Below are 14,983 nucleotides of genomic sequence, written 5' to 3' on the forward strand. Positions count from 1 at the left end.
CGAGCGGTGCGGGTTTCAGTCGGCGATTGCCCAGTGCAGACAACGCTGGACAGCGCGCCGCCAGCCGCCGAGCAGGGCTGTACGCTGTGCATCCGACATTGCGGGTTCGAAGCGGCGCTCGGCGCGCCACAGGGAAGCGAGCTCGGCCTCGTCCTGCCAGAATCCGACGGCCAGTCCGGCGAGGTAGGCGGCGCCGAGCGCCGTTGTCTCGGTGACCCTGGGACGGACCACCGGCACGCCGAGCAGGTCGGCCTGAAACTGCAGCAGCAGATCGTTGGCGCCGCCGCCGCCGTCGACGCGCAACTCGCGCAGACGCTCGCCGGCATCCAATTCCATCGCCCTCAATACCTCGGCACTCTGAAAGGCGATCGCTTCGAGCGTCGCGCGGGCGATGTGCGCCCGGGTCGTACCGCGCGTCATGCCGAGCAGGGCGCCGCGCGCATAGGGATCCCAGTACGGGGCGCCGAGCCCGGTGTGGGCGGGGACCAGATAGACGCCGCCAGTGTCGGGTACCGAGGCCGCCAGTGCTTCGATCTCGTCCGAGCGGGAAATCATCGCGAGCCCGTCGCGCAGCCATTGCACCGCGGCGCCACCCATGAATACGCTGCCTTCGAGCAGGTAAGTGGTCTGTCCGAGGCGCCGCCAGCCGATCGTCGTGAGCATCCGGTGCGCCGAGTTCATGGCCCGTGCACCGGTGTTGAGCAGCAGGAAACAGCCGGTCCCGTAGGTATTCTTGGCCATGCCCGGTTCCAGGCAGGCCTGCCCGTAGGTCGCCGCCTGCTGGTCGCCGGCGATGCCGGCCAGCGGGATCGGGGCGCCGAGCAGGTCGCTGGCCAGCAAGCCCACGACGCCGCTGCTGTCGACGACCCGCGGCAACACGGCCGGCGGGACATCGAGCAGGGCCAGCAGTTCGTCATCCCAGCGCAGGCGCCTGATGTCGTAGAGCAGCGTGCGCGAGGCGTTCGACGGATCAGTGACGTGCACCCGGCCGCCCGACAGCTTCCACGCCAACCAGCTATCGATCGTCCCGAAAGCGAGCTCGCCGCGCTCGGCGCGGGCGCGCGCGCCGGGGATGTGATCGAGCAGCCATTTCAGCTTGGTTCCGGAGAAGTAGGCGTCGAGGACCAACCCGGTGCGCTGGCCGAACAGCTCGGCATGACCCGCTCGCGCCATGGAATCGCAGAGTCCGGCGGTCCGCCGGTCCTGCCAGACGATGGCCCGGTGCAGGGGTTCGCCGCTGGCCCGGTCCCAGAGAACGGTCGTCTCGCGCTGGTTGGTGAGACCGACGGCGGCGATCTGGCTGGCCGCGATGCCACTGTCGCGCAACACGGCACGTGCCACGGCGAGTTGTGTCTGCCAGATATCGTTGGCGTCGTGCTCGACCCAGCCGGGTTGCGGATAGTGCTGGGTGTACTCCTGTTGGGCGAGCGCGCGGATGCTGCCGTCGCGTGCGAAGACGATGGCGCGCGAACTGGTCGTCCCCTGGTCGAGTGCCAGAACGAATTGTTCGCGGGTGGTCGCTGCCATTGGGCAATCTCCTGCGAGGAAAGAAGAAACAGAGGCTGGGTCGACCACGCGAACGATCGGGTGCGGCCGTGGCCGCCGCCGCCGCGCTACTCCCTGACGATCAGTTCGGCGATCCAGCGTTTGAAGTCGGCGATCCCCGGATCGTAGCGTTCGCAGGCCATCAGGCTCTGTCCGAAAACGTAGGCGTAGAGCAGCAGACTACGGCTTTTCGCCTCGCTTTCCGAGACGCCGCGGGCGACAAAGAGCTTGCGTGTGCATTCGAGGCGCCAGGTATCGACCTCCTCGACGACGGCTGCTGCCTCGGCGTCCCGCCTGGCCCACTCGCGCACGGCCAGCTCGATCGAAATTCCCTTGCGGTTGCGCGTGGCTCCGTAGACGTCGATCAGATGCAGCAACTGCTCGCGCTCCAGGCCGGGAGCGGCGACGCTCTGCTTGTGAATGTCGCGGATGCGGCCATCCCGCCAGGTCTGCAGGACGGCATTGAAGAGATCCTGGCGGTCCTTGAAGTGCCAGTAGAAGCTGCCCTTGGTGACGCCGAAATTCTTCGCCAGGACCTCGATTCGCATTCCCTGTACACCCTGCTCGGCAAGAACCTCGATTGCCGCCTCGATCCAGCCGCTGCGGTCGAGTGGCGCACGGGGCCTGGTTTTTTCCGACTTCATCGTCATCTGGTCCTTTCCTGAATCACGCCGCTGAGGCAATATGCTAAATTCACGTGCAGCAGCCATGGCAAGCGTCTTGACAGCCATCGCTCCATACGGTACCGTACGCCATCCATACGACTAAGTATGGTCTATTGTCCGGTCAGAATTCGTCAATGTCAAACGCGGGCGGTCGCGAAAGCGATTGCCATCGATTGCCGTGTCGTCATTAAGGAGAGAAAACTTGAAGATCCTCGTTCCAGTCAAACGGGTGGTGGATTACAACGTCAAGGTTCGCGTCAAGTCCGACGCGAGCGATGTTGATCTGGCCAACGTCAAGATGTCAATGAACCCCTTCGACGAAATTGCCGTCGAGGAGGCGGTTCGCCTCAGGGAAGCCGGTGTCGCCACGGAAGTGGTCGTCGTTTCCGCCGGCGTCGCCAATTGTCAGGAAACCCTGCGTACGGCGATGGCGATTGGCGCCGATCGCGGCATCCTGATTCAGACCGACGGCGAACTGCAGCCGCTCGCCGTCGCCAAGCTGCTGAAGGCGGTCTGCGACAAGGAGCAACCGCAGATCGTCATTTGCGGCAAGCAGGCGATCGACGACGACGCCAATCAGACCGGCCAGATGCTCGCCGGTCTGCTCAACCGGCCGCAGGCTACGTTTGCCTCGAAGATCGTGGTCGCCGGCACGCAGGCCACGGTGACGCGCGAGATCGACGGTGGTCTGGAAACCATCGAAGTGCCATTGCCGGCGGTCTTGACGGCCGATCTGCGGCTCAACGAACCGCGTTATGCGACCCTGCCCAACATCATGAAAGCGAAGAAGAAGCCGCTCGAAACGACCAACCCGGCGGCGCTTGGTGTCGATGTCACGCCGCGTCTGAAGACCCTCAAGGTCGCCGAACCGGCCAAGCGGACGGCCGGCATCAAGGTCGCCGATGCCGCCGACCTGGTAATGAAACTCAAGACTGAAGCGAAGGTGATCTGACCATGACCATTCTCGTAATTGCCGAACACGACAATTCTTCGATCAAGGCGGCAACGCTCAACGCCGTCACCGCGGCGACCCGGATCGGCGGCGATATCCACCTGCTGGTTGCCGGCAGTGCTTGCACGACAGCCGCCGAGGCCGCGGCACGGATCGCCGGGGTGAGCAAGGTGCTGGTTGCCGACGCTGCCCACTATGCCGATCAGTCGCCCGAGAATCTGGCGGCGCTGGTGGTGGCGAATGCCGCGGACTATGGCCACATCCTCGCGCCGGCGACGACCGGCGGCAAGAACTTCATGCCGCGCGTCGCCGCGCTGCTCGACGTGGCGCAGATCTCGGAGATCTCCGCCGTCGAGTCTGCCGACACCTTCGCCCGCCCGATCTACGCCGGCAATGTCATCGCCACCGTCAAGTCGTCCGACCCGGTGAAGGTCATCACCGTCCGGTCAACGGCTTTCGAAGCGGCTGGCGAGGGCGGCAGTGCGCCCATCGAGGCCCTGGCAGCCGGCGCCGACCTCGGCCTGAGCAAGCTGCTCGGGCGGGAACTCACCAAGTCGGAGCGTCCTGAACTCACCGCCGCCAAGGTCATCGTTTCGGGTGGGCGCGGCATGGGCAATGGCGAGAACTTCCATGGGTTGCTCGAGCCTCTGGCCGACAAACTGGGTGCGGCGTTGGGCGCCTCGCGCGCGGCGGTCGATGCGGGGTTCGCTCCGAACGACTATCAGGTCGGCCAGACCGGCAAGATCGTCGCACCGCAGTTGTACATCGCGGTCGGCATTTCGGGTGCAATCCAGCATCTGGCCGGCATGAAGGACAGCAAGGTGATCGTGGCGATCAACAAGGACGCCGAAGCGCCGATTTTCCAGGTGGCCGACTACGGACTGGTTGGCGACCTGTTCGAGGTGCTCCCGGCACTGGTGGCAGAACTCGGCTGATCGGCAGCGGACGGCGGGCAGCATGAATTTGCCGGATGGCCTGCTGGACGGGAGCTGGACCTTGACGGCCTGGCTCCTGTTCGTGCCCCTCGCGCTGTTTGCCGTGTGGCAGGCGCCTTGGGCTGTCCTGGCCGACAGCGTCCGCCTGAACGCCTTTCTGGGCATGATCGTTGCGCTGATCTTGCTCTGGCAGATGAAGGCCGGGATCAAGCCGGGTCTGTCGCTGCACCTGCTTGGTGCGACGGTGTTTGCCCTGTCCTTCGGATGGGCTCTGGCCTTTGTCGGTCTCTGCCTGGTTCTCGTCGGGGTGAGCCTGAACGGTGCCGCCGGCTGGCAGGCTTTCGCGGCCAACGCCCTGTTGATGGCGGGGGTCGGCGTAGCCGCCAGCCACGCGCTGCATCAACTGGTCAGGCGACTGCTGCCGCCGCAACTCTTCGTCTACATCTTCTGTAACGGTTTCTTCGCGTCGGCGCTGGCGGTGATGGCCGTCGGCGTGGTCTCTTGCCTGGTCTTTGCGGCGGCCGGAACCTATCCTGCAGACTACCTGACCGGCGAATATCTGCCGTACTTCCTTCTGCTCGGTTTTTCCGAGGCGTGGCTTTCGGGAATGCTGACGACGCTCTTTGCCGTCTATCGCCCGGACTTGCTGGCGGATTTCAAGGACGCACAGTTTCTCGGAAAGAAATGACTCGTTCTCGCGAACTCTTTGCCCAACCAGGAGCGCTTTCCTGATGGCGGCGAAAGTCTGCCGCCTTGTGTTCGGTCTTGGCCTGCTGGCATCTGCGGCGGGCTTCAGCGGCGCCCACGCGGCTGCTGCCGGCGACGCGGTGAGCCAGGTGATGGCCGAAGCCGGCGCTGGCCGGCAGGCTGGCAGGGCCGTTGACGACAAAGGCAAGCGGCGCAATGCGACGACGGACAGTCCAGCAGTCGACGCCGGACTCCAACTGCGCGCGAGTGACGAATTGTCGGTTGCCGGCCCGAGCAGCGAACGCCGGCGCGAGTTGCTGCGCCTGGAACAGCGGACGCTGCAGATGCGCAATGATGGGCATCACGATCAGCAGGCGCTGAATGACAAGATCGGCTGGCTGGAAGCCGACGTTGCCGAGTTGACCAGGGTCGCCAATCGGCTCCAGGGAGAAGCGGCCGCACTGTCCACTCCGGTCTCGGCACGGCCTCCCGCCGACGTTGCACCGGCCGCCGAAAGTTCGCCGGTGACGAGGGCAACTCTGCCCGCGGAGCCGGCGCCGGCTTCGCCGCCCTCTGCGCCTGCCGCCGAGGCAGGCGCTGGCCGTCCGCCGATGAAGCCTGTCGCCAAGCGGCAGCCGCCTCCCCCAGGGCTCGATCCGGACGAGTGGGCTACCTATGCCGGCCTTGCCGCGGCGGCCTTGCTGGTTTCGCTTCTTATCTTCAGGCGCCAACTCGCGCCGCGGCGAGCACCACTGGCCCAGGCGTCGTCCGATCCGACGACGGCTACGGTTGAGTCGGGGTTTTCGCGCACGCTCAGCGACGCGCCGACCGTGCCGATCGAGGTGCCCGCTGGCGTAACCCCGCCGTCCCCCGCGGGCTCGGCCGGGGCGCCGGAGCAGACGGCGTTTGCGGCACCGGCCCTGGCCAGGCTTGCCGCGGAACCCGAGCTGACGGCTGCCGCCACGGCGCTCGATCTGGCCGAGATCATGCTGTCCTTCGGTCGGGTGACCGGGGCCGCGAAGACCCTGCAGGAATACGTCACCGCGAACCCGCAGGAAGCCCTGCGGCCATGGATTCGACTATTGCAGATCTATCAGGACAACGGCATGCGCGAGGAGTTCGAGGCCATGGCGCTGAAGCTGAACCGCAACTTCAACGTCGAGATCATTCGCTGGCAGGGCGACGAGCCCCGCAAGGAACTCGAGCTGTTGCCGCTCGGGACGGCGCAGCAAGCAGCGGTGACACTGGAACAGATCCCCCACATACGGGCAAGAATCGTCGCGCTCTGGGGCAGCGCGGACTGCGGCGCCTACCTCGAGCAGTTGCTGCGCGACAATCGTGACGGCCAGCGTAGCGGCTTCGCCCTGCCGGTAGTCGAGGAAGTATTGTTCCTGATCGATCTTCTGGCGGCTCGCGAGGCCGTTCAGTAGCCCAACCAAACCCATAAGAGGAGAAGCAAATGAGTGAATACATCGCCCCGCTGCGCGACATGCAGTTCGCGCTCAAGGAACTGGCCGGGCTGGAACAGGTGGCGCAGCTGCCGGGCTGCGAAGAAGCAACGCCGGATCTCGTCGATGCCGTTCTCGAGGAAGCGGCGAAGTTCGCGGAAGGCGTCCTGTCGCCGCTCAACTGGTCGGGTGACCAGGAGGGAGCCCGCTGGCACGACAAGGCGGTGACCATGCCGGCCGGATTCAAGGAGGCCTACAAGCTTTTCGCCGACAGTGGCTGGACGGCACTCGCCGCCGAATCGGAATGGGGTGGCCAGGGACTGCCGAAGGTCGTTTCCGCCGCGGTGAACGAAATGTGGAAGTCGGCCAACCACTCGTTTTCGCTGTGCCCGCTGCTCACCGCCGGCGCCATCGAGGCGCTCGTTCTCACCGGTTCCGACGCCCTCAAGGCGACCTATCTCGAGAAGATGGTCAGCGGTCTGTGGACCGGCACGATGAACCTCACCGAGCCGAGCGCTGGTTCCGACCTCGCTGCCGTGCGCACGCGCGCCGAGCCGCAGGCCGACGGCAGCTACAAGATCTTCGGCCAGAAGATCTTCATCACCTATGGTGAGCACGACATGGCCGACAACATCATCCACCTGGTGCTGGCGCGGACCCCGACCGCTCCCGAAGGGGTCAAGGGAATCTCACTGTTCGTCGTGCCGAAGTTCCTGGTCAACGACGACGGCAGCCTGGGCGCGCGCAACGACGCCTATTGCGTGTCGATCGAACACAAACTCGGCATCCACGCCAGCCCGACGGCGATCATGGCCTTCGGCGACCACAGCGGAGCGATCGGCTATCTGGTCGGCGAGGAGAACCGTGGCCTGGAATACATGTTCATCATGATGAACGCGGCGCGTTTCGGCGTCGGCCTGGAAGGCGTTGCGGCCTGCGAGCGCGCTTATCAGCGGGCGCGCGACTATGCGCGCGATCGCATCCAATGTACCGACATCGGCGTGCGCGGTGGGCCGAAAGTGGCGATCATCCAGCATCCCGACGTGCGCCGCATGTTGATGACCATGAAGTCCTACGCCGAAGCGACCAGGGCGCTGGCCTACGTGGTCGCGGCTGCGCACGATGCGGCGGTGCATCACGCCGACGCCGAAACCCGCAAACGCAATCAGGCCTTCGTCGATCTGATGATCCCGGTGGTCAAGGGCTGGAGTACCGAGTCTGGCGTCACCATCGCCTCGATCGGCGTGCAGGTGCATGGCGGCATGGGCTACGTCGAGGAAACCGGTGCCGCTCAGCACCTGCGCGACGCGCAGATCTCGACGATCTACGAAGGTACCACCGGCATCCAGGCGAACGACCTGATCGGCCGCAAGATGGCACGCGAGGGCGGCGCCACGCTGAAGTCCGTAATCGCCATGATGCGCGCGCTCGACAGCGATCTGGCGAAGCAGGGTGGCGCGCATTTTGCGGCCATCCGCAGCCGCCTGGCCGCTGGTGTCGATGCGCTGGCAACCGCCGGCGAGTGGGTGGTCGCCACCTACGGCAAGGACGTCCGCGCGGCGTCGGCTGGCGCGGTGCCGTTCCTGAAGCTGCTTGGCATCGTTGCCGGTGGCTGGCAAATGGCACGCGCCGCCTTGATCGCGCAGGCGAAGGTCGACGCCGGTGACGGCGACCCGTTCTTCCCGGCGAAAGTCGTCACCGCGCGCTTCTACGCCGACCATGTACTGTCCGGGGCGGCTGGCCTGGCGAGCAGCGTGACCGATGGCGCCGAAGGCGTGATGGCGCTGCACGAAGACATGTTCTGATCCCGCTGCCGGGCACCAGCGGCCGTTCGACAGGACGGCCGCTGGCCGACGTGCCGTTGCGCTGGGCGGTGCGTCGCGGCCGGAAAGGGTAGACCAGCACACCAGAACAGGAACCGCAATGCAGAGTCAACGCAAACTCGTCCAGACGTCGCTGATCCCCATCCGCTGGGGTGACATGGACGCCTATGGTCACGTCAACAACACCATCTACTTCCGCTACACCGAGCAGTGCCGCTGCGAATACCTGGAAGGACTCGGCTTCAAGGTGATGCCGCACGGCACGGCACCGGTGATCATCAACGCTGCCTGCACCTTCCTGGTGCCGATCAACTATCCTGGCGTCGTCGAAGTCCGGATGTTCTGCGACCATCCGGGCCGCAGCAGCGTCCAGACGCATTACGAGATTCGCCTGCAGGGCGACGACACGCTCTACGCCACCGGCGATTCCAAGATCGTCTGGATGGACGTCGACACCGGCAAGTCGGTGCCGATCCCGGAGGGTCTGCGCGCCGCGCTGTCCTAGCTTTCTTTGTCGAAAGGGAGGAGGGGAATGGAGCCACTCTGGCGCCCGAGCGCCGAACGTATCGCCGCCGCCCGGCTCAATGTCTTCATCGCGGCGGTCAACCGCCGCTGGCACGCCGACTGCACGGATTACGGCAGCCTGTGGCGCTGGTCGGTCACCCAGCCGGCGGCTTTCTGGACAGCCGTCTGGGAGGAATGTGGCGTGTATGGTGAGCGCGGCGAGAAGGTGCTCGAAAGTGGCGAGCGAATGCCCGGCGCGCGCTGGTTTCCGCAAGCCCGGATCAACTATGCAGAGAATCTGCTGCGTCGCCACGATGACGCCGATGCCCTCGTTTTCTGGGGCGAAGCGCAGCTCAGACGCCGCCTTTCCTATCGCCAGCTGAACGCCGAGGTCTCGCGTTGCGCGCAGGCACTGACCGCCGCCGGCGTCGGTAGGGGCGATCGCGTCGCCGCCTATCTGCCGAACATGCCCGAGGCGATCATCGCGATGCTTGCCACGGCCTCGCTCGGCGCCATCTGGTCGTCGGCCTCGCCCGACTTCGGCGTACAGGGAGTTCTCGACCGTTTCGGGCAGATCGAACCCAAGGTCCTGCTCTGCGTCGACGCGTACTGGTACAACGGCCGGCCGGTCGACTGCATGGCGAAGAACGCCGAAGTCGCCGCACGCATGCCGTCGCTGGCACGCAGCGTCGTCGTTTCCTATGTCGACGCCGCCCCCGACGTGGCGGCGCTTGCCAAGGGCGTAGCCTGGGCCGATTTCGTCGCACCGTTCACCGCCGGCGCGATCGAGTTCACACCGCTGCCCTTCGCACATCCGCTCTTCATCATGTTCTCATCGGGAACCACCGGCGTTCCGAAGTGCATCGTGCATTGTCACGGTGGCGCGCTGTTGCAGCACCTCAAGGAGCACCAGTTGCATGGCGACGTGCGACCCGGCGACCGGATTTTCTACTTCACCACCTGCGGCTGGATGATGTGGAACTGGCTGGTCTCGGGCCTCGCTTCGCAGGCGACACTGCTGCTCTACGACGGCTCGCCCTTCGTTCGCACCGCCGCGGGCCAACCCGGAACGATCCTTTTCGACTACGCCGACGCCGAGGGAATGACGCATTTCGGCACGTCGGCAAAATTCATCGACGCGATTGCCAAGAGCGGCCTGAAGCCGCACGAAACGCATCGGCTCGAGCCGCTACGGGTGATGTTCTCGACCGGCAGCCCGTTGGCACCGGAGAGCTTCGACTACGTCTATCGCGACATCAAGGCGGACCTGCTGCTGGCGTCGATTTCGGGCGGTACCGACATCCTCTCGTGCTTTGCGCTGGGCAGCCCGCTTCTGCCCGTACACCGCGGCGAGCTGCAATGCCGCGGCCTCGGCATGGCGGTGGACGTCTTCGACGACGACGGCCAAGCGATTCCCCCGGGCCGCGGCGAACGCGGCGAGCTGGTATGCACCGCACCCTTCCCGGCGATGCCGGTCGGTTTCTGGAACGATCCGGACGGCGCGAAGTACCACGCCGCCTATTTCGCCCGCTTCGCCAACGTCTGGTGTCACGGTGATTTCGTCGAAATTACCGCCAACGAGGGGATGATCATCCACGGCCGTTCCGACGCCGTTCTCAACCCGGGTGGCGTGCGCATCGGCACCGCCGAGATCTATCGGCAGGTCGAACAACTGCCGGAAGTCGTCGAATCGCTGGTCATCGGCCAGGACTGGGAGCACGACGTGCGCGTCGTGCTGTTCGTCAAGCTGCGCGACGGCATGTCTCTCGACGCCGCGCTGATCGCCCGCATCAAGCAGCAGATCCGCCAGAACGCGACGCCACGCCACGTCCCGGCGAAGGTGCTGCAGGTCGCCGACATTCCGCGCACGAAGAGCGGCAAGATCGTCGAACTCGCCGTCCGCCACGTCGTCCATGGCCGACCCGTGAAGAATGTCGAAGCGCTGGCCAATCCGGAGGCGCTGGAGTTCTTCCGGGACCGGGCCGAACTGCAGACCTGATGGGGTCTCAGCGGCTGATCGGCTTGTAGCGAATCCGCTTCGGCTTTGCCGCCTCCTCTCCCAGGCGGCGTTTCTTGTCTTCCTCGTACTCGTGGTAGTTGCCGCTGAAGAAGGTCCACTGCGAATCACCCTCGCAGGCGAGGATATGCGTGCAGATGCGGTCGAGAAACCAACGGTCGTGTGAAATCACCATGACGCTACCGGCAAACTCGAGCAGGGCGTCTTCGAGCGCCCGTAGCGTTTCCACGTCGAGGTCGTTTGACGGCTCGTCGAGGAGCAGGACGTTGCCGCCGGCGATGAGCGTCTTGGCCATGTGCAGGCGACCGCGTTCGCCTCCCGAGAGTTGGCCAACCTGTTTCTGTTGATCGGCACCCTTGAAGTTGAAACGGCCGATGTAGGCGCGCGACGGCGTTTCGTAGCGGCCGACGGTAAGGATGTCGGCACCGCCCGAGACCTCCTCGAAAACTGTCTTGCTGCCGTCGAGGCAATCGCGGCTCTGGTCGACGTAGGCGAGCCTGACCGTGCTGCCGATCTCGACCTCGCCCGAATCGGGCTGCTCCTGGCCAATCAGCATGCGGAAGAGCGTCGACTTGCCGGCGCCGTTCGGGCCAATGATGCCGACGATCGCTCCGGGTGGCACGTTGAAGCTCAGCTTGTCGATCAGCAAGCGGTCGCCGAAAGACTTGCTGACGTTCCTGAACTCGATCACCTTGCTGCCCAGACGCTCGCCTACCGGAATGAAAATCTCCTGCGTCTCGTTGCGCTTCTGGTATTCGACACTCGACAGTTCCTCGAACCGGGACAGACGCGCCTTGCTCTTGGCCTGCCGCGCCTTCGGGCTCTGGCGGACCCATTCCAGTTCCTGCTTCATCGTCTTGATGCGGCCGGCTTCCTGCTTGCCTTCGGTTTCCAGACGGGCTTCCTTCTGTTCCAGCCAACTCGAGTAGTTGCCCTTCCAGGGGATGCCCTGACCACGATCGAGTTCGAGAATCCACTCGGCAGCGTTGTCGAGGAAGTAACGATCATGTGTGACGGCCACCACCGTGCCCGGAAAGCGCACCAGGAACTGTTCCAGCCACTCGACCGATTCGGCGTCGAGATGGTTGGTCGGTTCGTCGAGCAGCAACATGTCCGGCCGGGAGAGCAGCAGCTTGCAGAGCGCGACACGGCGCTTTTCACCTCCGGAGAGCTTGCCGATCTGCGCATCCCATGCCGGCAGGCGCAAGGCGTCGGCGGCGAGCTCGAGCTGGCTGCCGAGGTCGGAGCCGGCGGCGGCGATGATCGCTTCGAGGCGCGCCTGCTCCTCGGCCAACTTGTCGAAATCGGCGTCGTCTTCGGCATAGGCCGCGTACACCTGTTCCAGCATTGCCTGCGCCTGGAACGCCTCGCCGAGTCCCGATTCGACTTCCTGGCGGACGGTCTTTTCCGGGTCGAGCAAGGGTTCCTGCGGCAGATAGCCGATCTTCAGGTTGGGCATCGGCGTCGCTTCGCCGATGATGTCCTTGTCGACTCCTGCCATGATGCGCAGGACCGTCGACTTGCCCGAGCCGTTGAGACCGAGAAGACCGATCTTCGCGCCCGGAAAGAAAGAAAGCGAGATGTCCTTGATGATCTGCCGCTTGGGCGGGACGATCTTGCCGACGCGGTTCATCGTGAATACGTATTGAGCCATGGCTTTGAATGCCGATCCAAAAGTGGAAAACGGTTGCCGGGCGCACGCTGTCGCGCCCGACGCGAGAGCAAGTCTACCTGAGAGTGGCTGACAGTGGCGGTTTGTGGTTCGCTACGCGTTCTTGCGGAGCAGTTCCAGCGTCGGCGCCTCGTCGCTCCACGGTTGTCGGACGGCACCAACTTCGTTGCGCGACAGTCGCCCTGGCCGACAGGCATGTCATCGAAGCCAGGTTTGTGGGCATGCTCGGACAGGAATTCCGTTTGGTGATGGCTATCCGTCGCGCTAGAATCAGGGTCGGCGTTCGTCACCACTAGGCGGCGCTCCCGCCACTTCGCCGTTTCGACCCCGGTTTGTCACGCATGCTCTTGCAGCTCGCGTCCCCGCCATGAAAATTGCCTACCTCGAAGACGACACGGAGCTTGCGGCCACGGTATGCGACTGGCTGCGGCAGGCTGGGCATGAAGTCGATCTATTCACCAGCGGTGTCGCCTGTGCGCAGGCGGTCGTGAGTCGGCGTTTCGACGCCTGCCTGATCGACTGGTTGGTGCCCGACCTGTCGGGCACCGAGGTGCTCGCACGTCTGCAGATCAAGTTGCGGCAGGCGATGCCGCCAGTCATCTTTACCACCGGTCGTGACAGCGAGGAGGACGTCGTCGCCGTGCTCAACGCCGGTGCCGATGATTACATCGTCAAGCCCCTGTCCCGGCCGCTGCTATTGGCGCGGCTGCAGGCGGTGACACGCCGACAGCAAGGAGTTGCCGGCGCTTCGCTGGTGCAGGATTTCGGTCGGCTGACCGTCGATCATGGCCGGCGGCAACTGGCGCTCGATGACCAGCTCATCGTGCTGACCGAGCGGGAAACCGATCTGGCGCTTTACCTGTTCCAGAACATCGGCCGTGCGCTGAGCCGCAAGCGATTGATTCAGGTCGTCTGGTCGCTGACCCCTGATGTCGATACGCGCACCGTCGACGTGCATGTCAGCATTCTGCGGCGGAAACTCGGCCTGACGCCGGAGTTCGGCTGGCGGCTGATTTCGATCTACGGGCACGGTTACCGTCTGGACCGTGAGAAGGATTCCGTATGAACGCTGCCATCTTGCCAAGGATGCTGACCGTCCTGCTGCTCGCCGTTTCCCTGCAGGCCGGCGCGGCGACCGCCGGCCGCGCGGCGGAACTGCCAGTCTGGCGCTACACGGTACGGCCCGGCGACACGCTGATCAATATCGCCGAGCGCTACCTGATCGACGTCCGGCAGTGGCCGGCCGTGCAGCAGGCCAACCAGGTCGACGATCCTTACCACCTGATGCCTGGAACGGTCCTGCGCATTCCGGCGGCCTGGCTGCGTCGGCTACCTGCCGCCGCGACCCTCGCGACGAGCAGCGGCGCGGTGCGCTGGCGCCGTGGCGATGGCGATTGGCAAGCGGCCAGCAGCGGCCAGCGCCTGGGCTCGGGGAGCACGCTGGAAACCCTCGACGACGCCAGCGCCCTGTTGCGTCTGGCGGATGGTAGCACCGTCCTGCTGTCGCCAAATTCATTGATCGTTCTCGACTCGCTCGGTGTTTTTGCCGGCGGCTTGATGGCCGATACGCGTCTGCGCCTGCAGCGTGGCCAGACCGACATCATCGCCAACCCGGCAAAGCGCGCGCATCAGCGCCTGCTGATCCAGACGCCGTCGGCACAGGCGGTGGTTCGCGGTACCAGCTTCCGCGTCGGCGTGGACAGCAAGCTGAGTCGCGAAGAGACCCTGGCCGGGCTCGTCGGCGTCAGTGGCGGCGGCAGGAGCGTCAACGTACCGCGCGGCATGGGAACGATCGCCCGCGTCGGTGACCAACCGATCAAGCCGGTACCCTTGCTGGCCGCGCCCGACGTGTCTACCTTGCCGTCGCGTTTCGAGCACTTGCCGATGCGCTTTCCCCTGCCGCAACCGCCCGGTGCGGAGGCGTGGCTGGGCCAGGTGGCGCCGAACAAGTCGTTTGATCGCATTCTGCTCAGCAAGACGGCGCGTGGCGAGTCGTTGAGCTTCGCCGACCTCGCCAACGGCGACTACGTGCTGCGTCTGCGGGGTATCGATACGAACGGGCTGCAGGGGCAGGACGCCGTCCACCCGTTTGTCGTTTTCGCGCGGCCGTTCCCGCCGGGCCTCAACCGTCCCGGTGACTCGGCGACGATACGTACCGCCCGTCCGACCTTCGCCTGGACCAGCGTCCAGGGAGTGGCCCGTTATCGCCTGCAGGTCGCCGGCGAACCCGACTTCGCCCGACCGCTGCACGATGCGACGACCGAGCAGAACACCTGGCCCGTTGCCGAGGATCTGCCGGCCGGTGGCCTCTACTGGCGGGCCGCCAGCCTCGACGCCGCCGATCAACAAGGTCCGTGGAGCGTCGCTGCCGGATTTACTTACCAGCCGGGGCTGGGCCCGGTCGACCTCGGTCGGGCGGCTCTCGACTGTACTTCCGAGACGATCCGCCTGAACCTGCCGAAGCCGCCCGAGGGGCTGGTCTACGAGGCCATTCTCGCGTCCGCGCCGGGCCTCGAACCGGCGCTTGCGCAGGCACAAGCCAGCGACGGCACGCTCGACCTGCCGCGCCCCGATGGCGGAACCTATTACCTCGGCGTGCGCTTGCTCGATCGCAGCGACAACACGCCCGGTCCGCTGGTCGTCCAGAAGATCGACGTGCCGTCAGGCCGATTGTGGCTGCTCCTGCTGTTGCTGGTACCGCTCGTTCTTTGACGCGCGCCGATTTGCCCGCCGCA

General features: G+C 65.3%; 12 protein-coding genes. 9 read left to right on the plus strand and 3 right to left on the minus strand.

All coding sequences use genetic code 11. The annotated features are described in order from the left end of the window. Window positions 1–15: 15 nt before the first annotated feature. Window positions 16–1,527 (minus strand): glycerol kinase GlpK, encoded by a 1,512-nt coding sequence (glpK, locus tag CAP2UW1_RS11675; RefSeq protein ID WP_015766812.1) that lies wholly within the window; start codon window positions 1,525–1,527, stop codon window positions 16–18. 86 nt (window positions 1,528–1,613) lie between these two features. Then, window positions 1,614–2,195 carry a TetR/AcrR family transcriptional regulator gene (locus CAP2UW1_RS11680; protein WP_015766813.1) on the minus strand — a complete coding sequence of 194 codons (582 nt, stop codon included), beginning with the start codon at window positions 2,193–2,195 and terminating at the stop codon, window positions 1,614–1,616. A 217-nt stretch (window positions 2,196–2,412) separates the two neighbouring features. On the opposite strand from CAP2UW1_RS11680, the gene CAP2UW1_RS11685 reads away from it, so the two are divergent. The 7 genes from CAP2UW1_RS11685 to CAP2UW1_RS11715 all read left to right on the plus strand — a co-directional run bounded on the left by CAP2UW1_RS11685 (window position 2,413) and on the right by CAP2UW1_RS11715 (window position 10,558). Further along, window positions 2,413–3,162, plus strand: a complete 750-nt coding sequence (locus tag CAP2UW1_RS11685) for an electron transfer flavoprotein subunit beta/FixA family protein (RefSeq protein WP_015766814.1) — start codon at window positions 2,413–2,415, stop codon at window positions 3,160–3,162. A 2-nt stretch (window positions 3,163–3,164) separates the two neighbouring features. Then, window positions 3,165–4,097, plus strand: a complete 933-nt coding sequence (locus CAP2UW1_RS11690; RefSeq protein WP_015766815.1) for an electron transfer flavoprotein subunit alpha/FixB family protein — start codon at window positions 3,165–3,167, stop codon at window positions 4,095–4,097. Window positions 4,098–4,119: 22 nt separating this feature from the next. Further along, the gene (locus CAP2UW1_RS11695; RefSeq protein ID WP_015766816.1) at window positions 4,120–4,785 is read left to right on the plus strand and encodes an energy-coupling factor ABC transporter permease; all 666 of its coding nucleotides are present in this window, start codon (window positions 4,120–4,122) and stop codon (window positions 4,783–4,785) included. A gap of 43 nt (window positions 4,786–4,828) precedes the next feature. Further along, window positions 4,829–6,214 carry a hypothetical protein gene (locus CAP2UW1_RS11700; RefSeq protein ID WP_015766817.1) on the plus strand — a complete coding sequence of 462 codons (1,386 nt, stop codon included), beginning with the start codon at window positions 4,829–4,831 and terminating at the stop codon, window positions 6,212–6,214. A gap of 29 nt (window positions 6,215–6,243) precedes the next feature. Next, entirely contained in the window at window positions 6,244–8,037 is a 1,794-nt protein-coding gene (locus tag CAP2UW1_RS11705; RefSeq protein ID WP_015766818.1) for an acyl-CoA dehydrogenase, read from the plus strand. A 118-nt stretch (window positions 8,038–8,155) separates the two neighbouring features. After that, window positions 8,156–8,560 (plus strand): acyl-CoA thioesterase, encoded by a 405-nt coding sequence (locus CAP2UW1_RS11710; protein ID WP_015766819.1) that lies wholly within the window; start codon window positions 8,156–8,158, stop codon window positions 8,558–8,560. 27 nt (window positions 8,561–8,587) lie between these two features. Further along, window positions 8,588–10,558 carry an acetoacetate--CoA ligase gene (locus tag CAP2UW1_RS11715; RefSeq protein WP_015766820.1) on the plus strand — a complete coding sequence of 657 codons (1,971 nt, stop codon included), beginning with the start codon at window positions 8,588–8,590 and terminating at the stop codon, window positions 10,556–10,558. Between the two features lie 7 nt (window positions 10,559–10,565). On the opposite strand, the gene ettA is transcribed toward CAP2UW1_RS11715, so the two are convergent. Further along, complete coding sequence (gene ettA, locus CAP2UW1_RS11720) at window positions 10,566–12,230, minus strand: energy-dependent translational throttle protein EttA (protein WP_015766821.1); 1,665 nt, start codon at window positions 12,228–12,230, stop codon at window positions 10,566–10,568. A gap of 385 nt (window positions 12,231–12,615) precedes the next feature. Between ettA and CAP2UW1_RS11725 the strand changes: the two genes are divergently transcribed. Then, complete coding sequence (locus CAP2UW1_RS11725; protein WP_015766822.1) at window positions 12,616–13,314, plus strand: response regulator transcription factor; 699 nt, start codon at window positions 12,616–12,618, stop codon at window positions 13,312–13,314. Then, on the plus strand, window positions 13,311–14,960 hold the full coding sequence (locus tag CAP2UW1_RS11730) for a FecR family protein (protein WP_015766823.1): 1,650 nt from the start codon (window positions 13,311–13,313) through the stop codon (window positions 14,958–14,960). The genes CAP2UW1_RS11725 and CAP2UW1_RS11730 overlap by 4 nt, the downstream gene beginning before the upstream one ends. The last annotated feature ends 23 nt before the right edge of the window (window positions 14,961–14,983 follow it).

The organism is Candidatus Accumulibacter phosphatis (genome assembly GCF_000024165.1).
GTDB classification, from domain to species: Bacteria; Pseudomonadota; Gammaproteobacteria; order Burkholderiales; family Rhodocyclaceae; genus Accumulibacter; species Accumulibacter phosphatis.